Here is a 14,998-nt window from a genome sequence, read left to right as displayed (position 1 = left end):
TTTGCTATCAGACTGAGTAACAGTATCTGTTTTAACTGTACTCATGCTATTAGTTTCGTTTTTTTGCGCTTCATGAGATATAGTTTGCTCGTCAAAATCGTCAAAAAGCGATAACTGTTCGCTCCCTGTTGACTCTTCGCGAATACTATTTTCACTCATGAATATTCCCTTCAGCTACGTTTTACTAACGCCTATAAACAGTATCTAATAAGACTCTATAAGCACAGTAAAAACTATTCAATGATGTATTGAGTATTAAGCTAATAAATTTTAAAACTGCTTGCTTTATTTCTTAAGCGTTCAAAGATCTTAAGAACTGTGTTTGTACTGTGCTACTTATATCTTCTCTAGAAGTCATTCGAATATTTGCAACACATAAAGTTCTTGCTATAACAAACATTCCATCGTTCACAGTTAATTTTGCTGCTTTATCAATAATCTCTTCTGCTTCAATATCAGGCCAAGCTGGTATGTCTTCAGAAAGAAGAGCCATTTGTGCTTCATGTATATTGCTCGGTATTAGCTTGCACTGCGATCTCATTCTAGAAAGAAGCTCATCAAGTTCCATTTCTAGTGGCTCAATCTTTCCTGGAGCTAAGTATTGTGCCATTCTATACGAAGATGCAGCAATGAGGAAATTATTCTGCATCCATTCCGCATAAGCGAGCTTATAGTAAGCAAAAGCAGCGTCATCCCTATCGAGAGACACATTCAAAGCGTTAATGCAAGCTGCAATAACAGATGGCCAATCTTCTTTTTGCGCAAGTATATCAGCTAATCTCAAATGAGAAAGAGCGTAAGTAGGAGCGTACGAAACCATAATATTTAAATGGCGTAAAGCTTCGTCATGTTGGTTTAATTGCGAAAGTAGATCAGCAAGTTCCATATGCGCGTAGAAAAGACCGTCAGGAATAAGTCTTGTTCGTTCTTCTTTAGTTGCAAATAGATGATTATAAATTACTCTTTCAGCGTAGGAATTAAAATATCTTGGTACAGCTTCACTATTAGTAAACATAGTATCGAATTGTGCTACAGAACTTTCGTACTCTTTTAAAGCCTCGCTAAGATCCCCATTCATAAACTGTTCGTGAGCTTTTGTACGAATATCTCTTATACGCTTTGCTGCAGTAAATGAAAGATTAGGTAAATCTGTTTCGTCAATTAGCGCTCGTGTTATTGAATCCGCTTGAGCGTTAAGTTCAGGATCGTCAATACTTTCAATAATACTCATAGCTTCGTGAGCTTTTTGTGCAGTTGTTGGCATAAGTTCTGAAGCAATATGATGGAAGTCGGCAACAGCTTGTTGCAGAAGATCTTCACGCTGTATAGAAAGCCCTTGTGCGTATTGCGTTCCCAGTATGCTTTCCTGATCTGCTGTAAAAATTTTGTCAGAAAATTCAGGTTCTTCTTGTGATCCATGAGGAGAAAAACGGCTACTGTGAACATCAAAATCTGGTTCGATGGTATTTAATTTTCCATGAGAATCAATGTTTAATTTGGCATTAAATTTTTCGTATGTTTTTATAGGATTATTTAATCCGTTTTGGTGAATAATTTTTATAAATCTGTCTCTGCTAAACGTAACTGTAGTTAGAGCTCGTATGGATGGTGCTGTAGTAAAAGCTGCAAATGGATTTTCTTCTTTAGACTTATCCATGCTGTTTTCGGACAGTTGATTTTCGCTAGAATTTGCGTTTGTGCCTGTTTCTGAGTTTAATTCTTGGCTACTTGCGCTCGCATGTATTGATATGACATTATTGTTCGTCTTGTTTGCGTTACTAAGATTAATCTGCTGTATTTCTTGCAATTTAGACGGGTCTCCATGTACATCACCGTCTTTTGGCTCTCCTTTTGATTTAGATGAATCATTATTTGCAGCGTCACTATTCATAACGTTAAGCGCATTAAGAGTACGATTCACAAGATTGTTCATAGCATTGTTTTGTGCTGTAACCATCTCTTCTAAGCCTATTGAATCTAAGCGTATAGAAACATTTTTTACTTTGCTGCTTGCTCCAAAAGCTAGAGTAGACATTATCATTCCAACTTGAAGATTGTAGTTTGTAGCTAGTTTTTCTTTATCGTCGTCGTTTAGATCTTTCCAAGATTTATCCTCATTAACGTAAGCTACAGATGGCATAAGTGCAGCGCCAGCTGTGGTAAGGTTTATTGCCACGTTGCCATCTTCTAAATTAGATCGAAATTCCGCGTCAAAACGGAACGGCAAGTATACGCTTCTAATAAGATTAGAAAGACGCTGTCTATAAGACCATTCACTGTCGTTATCTATCTTATTGAAATACTTATCGTTATTTTTTACCTGCTTTGCTCTTCTCCACATATGCAAAATAGGTCTTATTTTGTCGTCCATCAAAGGATTGCCGAAAAATTGCATACCTATTGAACCGCTCGCTGCAAAAGCAACATCTTTAATCATTGCCATGTCGATTTGTGATGCCTGCTCTTCTTTTATAGTATTTTCGCAAGTTTTTCCTCCTGCAATGGAGTTAATTTGCAGACAATCATAAATTGAATATAAACGGTTAATAGCGCCTTCTATTTTAAGTACTTTGAGTGCAGCATTTGGTTCCAATGCGTCATCCCAAAGTAAGTAGTTTGCTTCTGTTTGCTGAGATTTTTGCATGTGTAGGCGTTCTGCACCATGCACTGCTTCCAGGCTGCGCTCTGTTTCTAAAGCTCCGGTTGAGCGCATTAATTTTTCGAAATATTCTTCTAAACCTGAAACTCTTAGATTCTCTTTTTTTGCTATTTTTATGTCTTCTACGCTTCTTCGTATTGCTCCTAAAGGTGCTTCGTGTTCTAGTCTGCGAAGTACATTGCTGTAGCCAAATCCGGTTAAAGACTTGTGCATGTCTGGAATGAATAATGCTGCAAAGAATGCTATTGTTATTGCTTTTCTGTATGTAAGATTGCATCGCAAGTTTTCTGGAAGCTTAGTTCGTAACTCTTCAAGCGTATAAGTTTTTTTAGATCCGAACCCATGTGCCATCCATGATCCGATTTTAATTAAACCGTCATCTTCTGAAAGTTGTAAAACTAAGTCTCCATTTGATACGCAAAATACGTTTTCTTTTCTAATTTTTGAAAAAGTTTTAGAAAAGTAGTTTATTTTTCCAGCAAAAGTTTTAGAGCGTTGTTCTGATTTTAACGCGCTTTTAGACTTACTGCTTTCTAAAGAAGCGAGAAAATCTTCTACGGTTGCGTTGCCATTTAAATAGGATTCTACGATATTATCCATCTCATAGTCTGTATGTTTGATGTATGTTTCGTCAAACGCTTCCGAAAATGCACATTTTAGAGTAATTTTTGTTTTTTTATATTGTTTTCCATAAAAACGGTGTAAATCTTTCAGTGAAGAATTATTTTTTTCTACAAAAGAAAGTTGCGGTCTCATGTCTTGAATATCTTCGTAGCTAAGTTTGCTGCCGAGAAATATTCGCCCTTCTGAATCTGCTACCGCTAGTTGAAGGAATTTTCTTCCGTCTTCTTTAAATAATCCAATTGACGTGTATTCTTTTTTCTTGCTAAGCTGAACCCAGCCTAATTGATTGTTGATATTTGTTTGTGGAAAATCTTTAATAACGCACTTTTTAGCGCGCGACGAAATGTCTATTGAATTGCCTTCTGACCACAACGAGTTAAGAGATTCTTGTAGTTGCAACATACTATCTTCCTGAGATTCTGAATTTTCAGTAGTTTGCATGTTGTTAGTCATAATCCCCATTCTTTCACTTTGCTTTGTGGCATGTGAGTTTTTGTTTTATATTTTTAGCGCACATAATGTGGCGTTTAATCACATTATTTTAGTATATAAGAAATTATGCATGTTATAAAATGTGAGGCGTTATTTATCAAAATTATTTCATCAACAGATTGCTAATACGAGAATATGACGACTTCGAATATTGAGAAAAATGGAGCGGACAACGGGACTCGAACCCGCGGTCTCAACCTTGGCAAGGTTGCGCTTTACCAACTAAGCTATGTCCGCAGAACATAAAGTATTCTACTTGCTTTTTATTGCGAATGCAAATTTTAATATGTTTTTGCATTTTACATGGTTAAATTCTTTGCTATATTTGGGTTTCTGCGGTGTGTTGATTGTGCTTTAAAAAACAATGAAGCCGACATATTACTGCCGGCTTCACCATGATTTATTAGGTTTCACTATGATTACTAGCAAAACCTAAGTGATTTTATTTTAGTTGTCGTCACTATTAGTGTCGTCGTCACTACTGCTACTGTCGTCGTCGCTACTAGTGTCGTCATCACTGTCATCTACATCAGTGTCTGAATCAGTATCATCGTCGTCTCCTGCAGTATCTACGGAATAACCATATATTGATACTCTTTTTTCTGTATCTACTGTGAAACTTTGCTCTTCACCATCTTTATTTTGCGCAACTATGTTATAAATTCCAGGATAAGCAAGAACATCGTATTCGTTATTGGAAGAGCTGAAGCTGGAAGTAGAAAGATCAAGATTATTATTATTCACTTTTATAACTTTAGAATTTTCAGGAACTCTTATTCGCAATAATCTTGTCATGCTTCTTGGAGATACCTGATACTTAGTGAACATAAACATTTGCGTACCGTTAGGTCTTACTACTATTTTCTTTTTAATAAGATTTCCACCAACATAGTAACTTACATCAGCATTGTAACAAGTAGTTTTTTTGTTCGCGAATTTTCCTGGAAGATATTTAGCATATTTATATTCATAGTATGTTCCAACAACACAATCATAAGGTTTTACGGACAGAACTTGAGGATTGTACATATGTGACTTTGCATCTTTTGCAAATTCGTCTGTAACAATTCCCGTGAGCTTATATTTATCAGCTTGTGTTTCGTTATATTTGTTCGTTGCTTCCGTATATTTTCCTTGAGCTAGCAAATTCAAATAATTAGTGACTACAGCTTTAGGAGAATATACAAAATTGCTTAATGCAAAATATGCTCCAACGGATCCAGCAATAAGAATTAGCAAAACTACTACTGTTATGATTATGTTTCGCTTAGTCTTGCGCTTCTTATTGTTAAGTGCATACTCCTGCTGATTTGCATAGTCTTCAGGCGTATAAGCATATTCTTGATTTGGATTCGCATTCGTGTCGTAATATTGCTGATTTTCTGGGTAGTACTGCTGCTGAGCATCTTGAGAATAGTTCTGATATGCTTGAGCATTTGGATCATACTCTTGTACAGGCGCAACATTGTACTGCGGTTGGTCATATGAATTATATGGCGCTTCGTACGCTTGATTTTGCGCATAGGATTGTGCTGTAGTAGCTGGCTGCATATTTTCGTAGTATGCTACAGGGTTGCTTGCAGCTGCTTCTTGTTGTGGATTTTGGTAAGTTTGATTGCTGACAGGTTGATTCGCTAAATTATTTTGTATAGCTGAATTAACTGTTTCGCTATTCTCGTTTTGGTTAATTTCTTTAGCAGATTCAGTATTTTTATTTTCTGCCTCGTTAGATGCTTCAAAATTTGTAGTTTGATTTACAGTTTCTGTATTTAATTGTGCAGAATTGTTATCGTCGGTGTTTGCAGTGTTTTCCGTATTCTGTTGTTCTGTTGGATTATTTGATTCGTATACAGGCTCTTCATTTTTTGCTGCTGCAGTTTCTGCAGGAGTTGGATTTATTGGTTGAGCATGTTTTGGCTGAGTGTATTCAGTAGGCTGAGCTGGCTGGTAAGTTTGCTGCATAGGCTGCTGGTATTGCGGCTGGCCATATTGTGTAGGCTGTCCGTATGGTGCAGGCTGTTGTCCGTATGGTGCAGGCTGCATAGGCTGCATAGGCTGCTGGTAGGAGGAATAATTGCCATTTCTTAATGGCGTATTATAACTTGAAGATGTGTGACTTACCAAAGGCGCTGTACTCCAAGTATCTACTTGATTATTTTGCTGGTATGAGTATTTTGTTAATGCAGCACCGCATGCGTGACAGAAATTCATATTATCGGCATTATCAGTTCCGCATAAATTGCAGTACACCATATGCTTCTCTCCTTTGCTTGAGTCAATCACATCTCTTATAAGAATACGCTATACAAAGTAATAGTTACTTTTGTTTTGCTAAAAGAATACAAAATATACATAAAATATAAAAGCAAATTTGAGAATATTGCTGATTTTTTCAGTTGGTATTAAAAAATATTAGTAAATTGTATAAATCAAAAATTTTCTAAAAATAGTAAATAATTATGTTTATAACGAAAGCCCCGCAAAATATGTTACAAATAATGCGAGGCTTTCGTAAAAATAACTATTTAAATTACTTAGTATTATTTAGGTATTTCAAAAAGTTATTATTCTATTTATTTTCATCATCGCGCTTTGGAGAAGATGGTGTTGCACCTTTTTCAAGTACTCGACCTGGGCCTGCAAGATAAGCTGCGCGACCTGCTTCAATGCCAAGCTTGAATGCTTTAGCCATAAGCACGATATCTTTTGCAGTAGCAACGCCAGTATTTGCCATTACTGCAGCAGCGCCCATTTCCATTGCTTCAGCAGCCTGGCTTGGAACACCAATACCAGCATCGACAATAACAGGAAGATCGATCTCATCAATAATAAGCTGAATAAACTTCTTAGTTTCAAGACCCTTGTTAGAGCCAATCAAAGAGCCAAGAGGCATAATTGCAGCAGCTCCAGCATCGCGCATTGCCTTAGCAAAATAAAGGTCAGGATACATGTAAGGAAGAACAGTAAAACCTTCGTCAGCCAAAATCTTTGTTGCCTGCAAAGTGGCTTCATTGTTTGGAAGCAAATACTTGCGATCTGGAATAATCTCCAACTTAATAAAGTTACCGCAACCCATTTCGCGAGCAATATGAGCAGTGTTTACTGCTTCCTCTACAGTTACGCAGCCGCTAGTATTAGGCAAAATAGTAACGCCTTCTGGAATATGCTTTAAAATTCCTGCAGCTTTCTCACTATAGCGAATTGCTACAGTAATCATTTCAGCTTTAGCGCTGTTTACTGCTGCGTCAATAAGTTCCTCAGAATATTTTCCAGAACCTAAAATGTATCGAGAAGTAAACTTCTTACCACCCAATTCTAAATAATCTTCATTCTCCATAATTTCCTCCATTTTTTATCCATTTCAGCGCTTCTAACGCTTCTAAACTCGCAATAATCGAAACATAAGGCAAATACAAGCCGTCTTCAGGAGAAGACTTAAAATCACCCACTAAGCACACGTTTGAAATATGCTTAATTTTGACGTTCCTAATATCTCCAAGTCCAGATAAGCCAGAAGCAGTAATAACATATTTGTTAGGATGATTCATGAAATAGTCAAGAACCATTGCTTTCGATTCTCGATTGTCGAATGCTTCAATAAACAAGTCGGAGCGTTCAGCAATCTCGTCTAACGATTCCGGCGTAACTTTCTGCACAAAAGCTTCTACTTCAACGTACGGCAAAGTTTCATTAAGCCGCGCTTTAGTAGCAGATACTTTGTGTTGTCCAATTTCGTTAATCGTATAATTTTGACGGTTTAAATTCGAATACTCTATACTGTCAAAATCGTAAATGAACAACTTTTTTACGCCGGCTCGCGCAAGCATTAACGCAATATTTGATCCTAAACCGCCACAGCCAAGTATTGAAACTGATTGTTGAGCAAACAAATCATTATCTTCCTTTAGCTGACGCTTAAGAACTTTTGCGCGAATATCGTCACTTTCCATTCATCCTCCTCCCATAATGCTAAATACTTCAATTTTTGCGTTATCTTTAACTATGAAAGTTTCAAAATCTTTGCGTTTTACTAATTCACCATCAACTTCTATTGCAACAAAAGTACTGTCGTAACCTTCGCGCTTAAGTAGTTCAAGTAAATTCTCGTTCTCAACATAATCCACAGTATCGTGATTAAGTTTCAGCACACTTACCTCCTTTCTGCAGATATATGCTTTAAGTTTTAAATATTACGTTTAAAGATTCTACCTAATCCTTAGCTGGATGAAGAATAAACTTGCCCTTGAAGTCTTTGCAAACGCCATTTTCTTGGCTGTAAATTTCTTCACCGCGAAGCAAAGTTCTTACCACCTGGCAGCCAATAGTGCGACCAACGTACGGGCTGAACTTGTTTCGATACTCAAGATCTTCAGCTTTAAGAACATAAGGAGCATTTGGTTTAATGAATGCCAAGTCTGCGTCATAACCCAAACGTATGCTGCCTTTTCCTTTCAAATCAAAGCGTTTTGCAGAATTGCTAGAATTCAATGCCACAAACTGAGTTAACGACATTCCGCGCTTTTGCACAGCCTCATCAAAGAACACATCAACATCATTTTGAACACTACCAATACCACCCCAAGCTGTGAAAGCATCATCAGTTTGCTTCAAACTCAAAGGAGCTGGAGAATGGTCGGAAACAATGAAGTTAATAGAGCCGTCGAAAACCTTTTCCCACAGGCCATTCTGGTTTTCCTTGTCACGAATTGGCGGAGTGCACTTAGCAATATTTCCAATCTCGTCAAGCTCAGAAGTGTCGAAATACAGGTAATGGTTGCAAGTTTCGCAGCTTACGTCAACGCCATTCTTACGAGCATTAGCAACAGCTTGAGCGCCTTCTGGGGAAGACACATGAACAATATGAATTCTGCATCCAGTTTCTTTAGCAAAAAGGCAAGCGCGTTCAATAGCTTCAACTTCAGTGAAAACAGGTCTGGTTGCTACAAACTCAGAAAGTTTTCTAGCTCCCATTTGATGAGCTTTCTTTCCAAGCTGATCTGTAATAGGAGCGTTTTCGCAATGCATAATCAAAATTTTGCCTGTTTTAGCAATCTGCTGCATACCTGTGTACAAGGAGTAGTCATCGCAATTGTACAAATCAACTTGCAAATCCTTGTCGCCAGTAGTGCCGAGGAATGCTTTGTAGTTAACAACACCCTGCTTATCTTGCTCGCATATTCCACCGTTTAGATTTTGTGGCTCCAAGCCACCAGTTTGACCAACATCAACCTTGAGCTTTCCGTCGGCTTCTTCAAGCACTGCTTCAAACGATTTTCCATCAGTAGTTGCAGGAATCTGATTGCAAGGCATTTGCAGCATTGTTGTAATACCGCCTTTTGCGCCGGCAGAAGTTGCGGTTACGAAACCTTCCCAATCGTCGCGAACTCCGCCGCCTGGAGCGTTAATATGGACATGAGAATCAACTTTTCCAGGAACAACTATTAAACCAGTTGCGTCAATAGTTTTCTCTGCTGCAAAGTTGCTTCCGAAAGCAGCAAACTTGCCATCTTTAATTGCTATATCAGCTTTAGTTGCTTCATTATCGAATACAACCAAACCATTTGTAATTACTACATCGTAGTTCATATTATTTCCTTTCTTTAGCCATTGTTGGCTGAAAAACTTTTGATAGTAATATTTGACACACGAAGCCTACAGCGCATCCCACAATCCATGAGATTTGAGTAAGCGGTGAAAGTGGCGGAATTATCTGCCCGGAAAGAGCAAATAAAAGCCCAAGTATCGTAGCAGTATAAGATATCCAGTTAGTTCCAGAATAAGCAGATTTCGACGAGCTGTTTGTACTGTAGTAAATTTGATCAATATCAATATTTCTACGTTTTACCACGTAATAGTCAGCAAGTAGAACACCTGCAATAGGACCTAAAAGCATACCAATAAGATTCAAGAAGCCAGTAATATTAGCCATAAACTTCCACGGCATTAACACAGTGCTTACAAGAGCTGCAATAATTACGCCACGCTTATAATTTACAAATCGCGGAGCTAAAGCAGTTAGCTGGTATGCTGCAGGAACAATATTTCCAGTAGCATTTGTACAAACTGTAGTGAGTAGAAGCAACCCAGTAGCTATTGCAATTGCGGGAAGATTATCCCACTTGTTTATGATAACAAGCACGTCTGTAATGGTTTCATGGTAAAAAAGCGATCCGCCCACTAAAATAACTACGCTTGTAAAAGCAAAAAGTGCGTAACTAAGCAAGAAGCTAGCAATTTGACCTTTTAGCTGAGCCATAGTTGACTTTGCGTTTTGCGTAAAATCAGCAATAGAAACGGCAGGGGCAGCCCACACGCCTAGCACAGAATTTACAACCATCATCATGAAAAGGCCAAGACCGTAATTAGTTGGAGCTTGAACAGCAGCATGATATTGCATGATTGCAGATAATCCGCCAGCACAACTAATAGCCCATACGCTCATGCAACCAAAAACAACGTAAATAAGCGGGCTTAATACTACAGTTAGCTTATTAAGAGTTTTTCCTCCACCTAAGCCAATTGCCAAATTAAGCAACCAGAATATTGTGAAGGAAATAATAATAGGTATGTGCGCACCTACAAATGGTATTTTATTTCCAAACGTAAGAAACTCAGGGCAAATTTTGCCAACTAGAATCTCTAAAGCTTTAGCACCAATATATGTTTGAATACCATACCAGCAGATTGCGGCGACTACTCCCCTAAGGAATCCTGGTAGTTGAGCGCCTGCTTTTCCGTATGTTGCACGCAAATGCATAGAAAACGGTATTCCATATTTGGAACCTACAACACCGTTAGCAACCATAACGATTGCTGTAAGAATTGCGCCAAGCATGATACCAATCATTACGTAAATCGGAGAGTATCCCATTAAAAGGAACGCACCAACTGCAGCATAATTAGGAATATTGTGTACAGACTGCATCCACAAAGTGCAAAAATTAAGAGCGCTCATTGTGCGTTTTTCTTGCGGCTTCGGCAGTAAATCTTCGTTAGTGTAGCCGCGCTCGCGATAACGCTTTAGCTGCTCTATACTCACTGATTCGTCTTTTAACAGTATGCTGTTCTTCATCAACACCTCCTTATGTGTTCTGCTGTTTTGTAATTAGATTTCGTGGTTTTGTTTCGTTTCGTGGTTTTTCGAAAGAAAGATAACAATTTTGTCCAAAAATAAAAAAAGATACGAAAGGATGTCGTACCCGTGGTGGTGCGCCCCTTCGTATCAGCCTCTTATTCGTGAATAAGTGTTGTACTCTCATTCGATATTCACTTTTCTTCGCTGCGATTAATTAAGCAGTGAAGTTTGCATAATATATGCCTTTTGGTGTCCTTCCTAAATTTCTATTTTTAGTTTTTAGTTAGTTCTTAGTTAGTTCTTTTTATTTAGTTTTCATAAGCTAAACTATGCAAAGCGTCTCGTAAAAGCTTTACTCCATGAACCGCATCTTGAGGATCTGTGTATTCTTCAGGAGCGTGGCTAATACCATCTTTTGAAGGAACAAAAATCATTCCAGACTTTACAAACGGAGCAAAAATCTGAGTATCTTGTCCAGCGCCTGAATGCATAACTCTGTAGGCGTAACCTTGCTGATCAGCCTGATCTTTCAAGAGATTTATAATGTCATCGCTAAGAGGTGTAGGATCATCAGACATCCATTTGTCAATCTTCGCTGTAATCCCGTAAGCGTCGGCAGTTTTGTGAATATCTTCGTCGAGTTCCTGCAAGAATTTATCAAGAAAAGCTTTGTCTGTGTGACGGCAGTTCATTGAAAAAGTAACTTCTCCAGGAACAATATTTACTTGATTTGGAACTACGCTGATTCTACCGAAAGTAAGTACCAGTGGGTCTCCTGCTTGCTTGGCTTTATCAAGATTCTTTGTGATTATATGAGACATGCAATCTACAGCATCGTGCCTGTAAGACATCATGGTTGTACCAGCGTGATTTTGTACGCCTTTAAGATGGATATCCCAACGATGTTGACCGGCGATGCTAGTAATAATGCCTAAATCTTCATGATTACTGTAAAGCGTTGGTCCCTGCTCAATGTGTAACTCAATCCAAGCTTCAAGATTTGCAAACTTAGGTTGAGTTGTTTGATAATTGAACCCAGCTTCACGCATTGCTGTTTCGAAAGGAACACCGTTGCTGTCGCAAATATTTTCTACATCCTCTTTTTTAGCTAGTCCGAAGAAATTCTTTGAACCCCAGAATACGTATGGGAAACGTGAGCCTTCCTCTTCCGCTAAGCAGATAATGCGTAAACTCTTTTTCGGTTTTCCGTATCTAGTAAGCAAATTTTTAACTGCCAAATAAGCTGCAACTATTCCAAGTTGGCCGTCGAAACGACCTCCTCTTGAAACAGTGTCAATGTGAGAACCGCAAGCTATTACGCTTTCTGGTTTTTCACTTCCTTCGACAGTTGCGATTAGATTTCCAATCGAATCGAATTCAACAGTCATGCCGAGTTTTTCGAAGCGTTGGCGAAGAGCAAAAAGAGCCTGTTTCCAGGATTTTGTGTAAAGAGGACGTGTAACTCCTTGTTCGCCTGGTTTTTCTGTGAATCCTGCAAGCCAGCTTATGGCTGATTCTATAGTTTCAGCATTTATGCTGCTATCAATCATTTTGCAGTCTTTCTCCTTGTGTTGTACAAGTTTCCCTCCCTAAAGGTTATGTAGAGAGGATGTTTTTAGTTTTTCTTTAATTAGTTTTTCTTTAATTGTTTAGTTGATACTCGTGTAATTGCTACTACTTTGTGGCAACGCAAGATATCACGAAAATCGTGATAGAAAGAAATCACTTACTGTAATTGCTCCCTACGCATGTCTTAACAAAACAGGTTCAAAGGGTGTTTCTCAACTGTTTCCAGTACCCCTGCAATTTTCACTTGTACGATGCTGAGTATAGCACGATATTAAATGAACGCAAAATGAACATTATTATGTGTGTTTTTGTGAAGAAATAACTAATTTATATGAGATATTACTTATTTTGCTATTATATGATTGCAATGTTTCCAAATTTTCAATCTGCAAGTTAAAGACTAACAGTAGACAACATGGAATAAATAATAGCCAGATAACAAAAAACGCAGTGCTTCTACACTGCGAACATATTGTGGGTGATATAGGAATCGAACCTATGACCCCTTCCGTGTGAAGGAAGTGCGCTAGCCGCTGCGCCAATCACCCAAAATTTTTTTAATTATGCGTGAAAGGCAATCCTTTCGAGTGGGCGATACAAGGTTCGAACTTGTGACCCCTTCCGTGTCAGGGAAGTGCGCTACCACTGCGCCAACCGCCCGGTTGTGTATTAAGCTAACCCGCTTAATCGAGGTGGGTACGAGAGTCGAACTCATCTATACGGCTTTGCAGGCCGCTGCCTAACCGCTTGGCTAACCCACCGTAAGGTCGAATAACTCATCGGACCTAGAGCGGACAACGGGACTCGAACCCGCGGTCTCAACCTTGGCAAGGTTGCGCTTTACCAACTAAGCTATGTCCGCGATGCATTCTTGCTAACAATGTCAGCGCCGAAGCACGAGTAACTACTATACCCTAAATATTCTCAAATGCAAGCCCTCGCCTATTTGGCGTGTCGTTTGGTGCCGCTTGCGCGCGTTGGTTGTTTGTTATGAGTATGGATTGGAGCATTTGCGAGCGCAAGTGTTACTTTCTCAGTTGGTTAGCTGAGTTTTTAACGGTGTTGTGCTTATTAGCGTTACTTTCTCAGTTGGTTAGCTGAGTTTTTAACGGTGTTGTGCTTATTAGCGTTACTTTCTCAGTTCGTTAGCTGAGTTTTTAACAGTGTTTAGATCTTGGCTTATGCTCTAGAATGTTCACAAGCTTCGCAATCTTCATTTTAAGTGTTTTTTAATATAAGATTTATTCATCTGCGTCGTAATCTGCAGAATGTTGACGACGTGGAATCCCTAGTTTATCTACCATTTCGTTATATGAATCAAGATAGTCATCGTCGATAAGATTGTATGCTTCAATAATAAGTTTGCGAGGAGTATTTTGGTGTTCCCATGCAAAGCTTAAGTAATCTGCTAACGCTTCATAAGGCTCTCCTGCGCATGTAGCATTACTAGCAGCTTCTTTGCAAAGTTTATCCATGTATGGCTCGGCATAAGGACGGAGTTTCTCAGCCATGTCATAATAAATTTTCTGCATGTTAATCAGCTTCTCACTCCTCTCTTATCTTTTATATAATTATACGCAGTAACAACACGCTAAGCTTTTTCTTTTTGATAAACGCATTTCCAGGATAGCATCAGCGTATGCGGGAAAGCATGTGAGCCAAGGTGAAAAATGACACAATATTCCAGCGATAATAACGAGTGAGAGTATGGCTGATAATATTGTATCCAATTTCATAATGAGTCTGCAGTATAGTGGATAGTGAGTCCCGGACACTTGGTCTGTTCGGGACTCTTTATTTACTTATTGCGCTTCAAGGATTACCACTGCGTAGGATCACCCCCGCGTATGCGGGAAAGACTATTTGGTGTTGCTGACTTCGTTTTTTGACGAAGTCAGTCCTCGCTTGCGTTGAAAGCACACTGTGCTTTCAACTTTGAGCAAGCTCGGCGTTCCAAGGTGCTTTCGCGCGCATTGTGCTGCGCTCAAGCAGGTTGTCTCGCCCTGCGTATGCGGGAAAGACGAATTACGCGATCACACAGAGGCAATTAAAGAGGGATCACCCCCGCGTATGCGGGAAAGACGCCGTAGGGTACGTATCGCGCATAGATCATTGGGGATCACCCCCGCGTATGCGGGAAAGACCCATTCACAAGCGCACTGATACCACCTGCAATAGGATCACCCCCGCGTATGCGGGAAAGACGGCGAAATATAAATACAAACGATACGAGAAAAAGGATCACCCCCGCGTATGCGGGAAAGACTTAGGCAAAATTTCCTGCACGGTATTGCCATAAGGATCACCCCCGCGTATGCGGGAAAGACAAAGCTAGTAAGGTTCCGGATAAAACAGTTAAGGGATCACCCCCGCGTATGCGGGAAAGACTACGCTATCAGGATGCAAGATGTTACCTTGATGGGATCACCCCCGCGTATGCGGGAAAGACTAACAAGAGTGAAACGTTTACGAAGCGCGTTAGGGATCACCCCCGCGTATGCGGGAAAGACAGATTCCGTTGATGATACTAAAGTGACTCTTGGGGATCACCCCCGCGTATGCGGGAAAGACTTTTTGCA

The 14,998-nt window shown here is 39.3% G+C and carries 9 protein-coding genes, 5 tRNA genes, 1 CRISPR repeat array and 1 riboswitch (1 of these 16 only partly in view); all 14 genes read right to left on the bottom strand.

The window, feature by feature from the left end; genetic code table 11:
• Positions 1–292: 292 nt before the first annotated feature.
• Positions 293–3,736, bottom strand: a complete 3,444-nt coding sequence (locus tag ACNEUN_RS03880) for a tetratricopeptide repeat protein (protein ID WP_463630956.1) — start codon at positions 3,734–3,736, stop codon at positions 293–295.
• Between the two features lie 200 nt (positions 3,737–3,936).
• Positions 3,937–4,012, bottom strand: a tRNA-Gly gene (locus tag ACNEUN_RS03875).
• Positions 4,013–4,222: 210 nt separating this feature from the next.
• On the bottom strand, positions 4,223–6,028 hold the full coding sequence (locus tag ACNEUN_RS03870) for a zinc ribbon domain-containing protein (RefSeq protein WP_463630954.1): 1,806 nt from the start codon (positions 6,026–6,028) through the stop codon (positions 4,223–4,225).
• 316 nt (positions 6,029–6,344) lie between these two features.
• Positions 6,345–7,112 carry a thiazole synthase gene (locus ACNEUN_RS03865; RefSeq protein WP_427876907.1) on the bottom strand — a complete coding sequence of 256 codons (768 nt, stop codon included), beginning with the start codon at positions 7,110–7,112 and terminating at the stop codon, positions 6,345–6,347.
• The gene (gene thiF, locus ACNEUN_RS03860) at positions 7,102–7,725 is read right to left on the bottom strand and encodes a sulfur carrier protein ThiS adenylyltransferase ThiF (RefSeq protein ID WP_463630951.1); all 624 of its coding nucleotides are present in this window, start codon (positions 7,723–7,725) and stop codon (positions 7,102–7,104) included. The genes ACNEUN_RS03865 and thiF overlap by 11 nt, the downstream gene beginning before the upstream one ends.
• The gene (gene thiS, locus ACNEUN_RS03855) at positions 7,726–7,923 is read right to left on the bottom strand and encodes a sulfur carrier protein ThiS (RefSeq protein WP_004106666.1); all 198 of its coding nucleotides are present in this window, start codon (positions 7,921–7,923) and stop codon (positions 7,726–7,728) included. It lies immediately after the preceding gene.
• A 61-nt stretch (positions 7,924–7,984) separates the two neighbouring features.
• Positions 7,985–9,361, bottom strand: a complete 1,377-nt coding sequence (gene allB / locus ACNEUN_RS03850; RefSeq protein WP_427876912.1) for an allantoinase AllB — start codon at positions 9,359–9,361, stop codon at positions 7,985–7,987.
• Position 9,362: 1 nt separating this feature from the next.
• Entirely contained in the window at positions 9,363–10,847 is a 1,485-nt protein-coding gene (allW, locus tag ACNEUN_RS03845) for an allantoin permease (RefSeq protein WP_427876914.1), read from the bottom strand.
• A gap of 311 nt (positions 10,848–11,158) precedes the next feature.
• Entirely contained in the window at positions 11,159–12,400 is a 1,242-nt protein-coding gene (locus ACNEUN_RS03840; RefSeq protein ID WP_427876915.1) for a hydantoinase/carbamoylase family amidase, read from the bottom strand.
• A 172-nt stretch (positions 12,401–12,572) separates the two neighbouring features.
• Positions 12,573–12,662: riboswitch (TPP riboswitch) on the bottom strand.
• 232 nt (positions 12,663–12,894) lie between these two features.
• Positions 12,895–12,967: transfer RNA gene (locus tag ACNEUN_RS03835), tRNA-Val, on the bottom strand.
• 40 nt (positions 12,968–13,007) lie between these two features.
• Positions 13,008–13,079 (bottom strand) — tRNA-Val (locus ACNEUN_RS03830).
• Between the two features lie 30 nt (positions 13,080–13,109).
• Positions 13,110–13,180, bottom strand: a tRNA-Cys gene (locus ACNEUN_RS03825).
• Between the two features lie 28 nt (positions 13,181–13,208).
• Positions 13,209–13,281: transfer RNA gene (locus ACNEUN_RS03820), tRNA-Gly, on the bottom strand.
• Positions 13,282–13,660: 379 nt separating this feature from the next.
• Positions 13,661–13,957 carry a hypothetical protein gene (locus ACNEUN_RS03815; protein WP_463631090.1) on the bottom strand — a complete coding sequence of 99 codons (297 nt, stop codon included), beginning with the start codon at positions 13,955–13,957 and terminating at the stop codon, positions 13,661–13,663.
• Between the two features lie 517 nt (positions 13,958–14,474).
• A CRISPR array of direct repeats spans positions 14,475–14,998; the repeat unit is 28 nt; unit sequence GGATCACCCCCGCGTATGCGGGAAAGAC (it continues 297 nt past the right edge of the window).

The organism is Gardnerella sp. C0684A1 (genome assembly GCF_055326835.1).
Note: the sequence above shows the minus strand (reverse complement) of the source record. Positions and strands in the feature narration are given on the sequence as shown.

What these genes read in the sequence shown, in the direction of transcription:
- ACNEUN_RS03880 (WP_463630956.1), bottom strand. Translation starts at nt 3,736, where the DNA reads ATGACTAACAACATGCAAACTACTGAAAATTCAGAATCTCAGGAAGAT.
- ACNEUN_RS03870 (WP_463630954.1), bottom strand. Translation starts at nt 6,028, where the DNA reads ATGGTGTACTGCAATTTATGCGGAACTGATAATGCCGATAATATGAAT.
- ACNEUN_RS03865 (WP_427876907.1), bottom strand. Translation starts at nt 7,112, where the DNA reads ATGGAGAATGAAGATTATTTAGAATTGGGTGGTAAGAAGTTTACTTCT.
- thiF (WP_463630951.1), bottom strand. Translation starts at nt 7,725, where the DNA reads ATGGAAAGTGACGATATTCGCGCAAAAGTTCTTAAGCGTCAGCTAAAG.
- allB (WP_427876912.1), bottom strand. Translation starts at nt 9,361, where the DNA reads ATGAACTACGATGTAGTAATTACAAATGGTTTGGTTGTATTCGATAAT.
- allW (WP_427876914.1), bottom strand. Translation starts at nt 10,847, where the DNA reads ATGAAGAACAGCATACTGTTAAAAGACGAATCAGTGAGTATAGAGCAG.
- ACNEUN_RS03840 (WP_427876915.1), bottom strand. Translation starts at nt 12,400, where the DNA reads ATGATTGATAGCAGCATAAATGCTGAAACTATAGAATCAGCCATAAGC.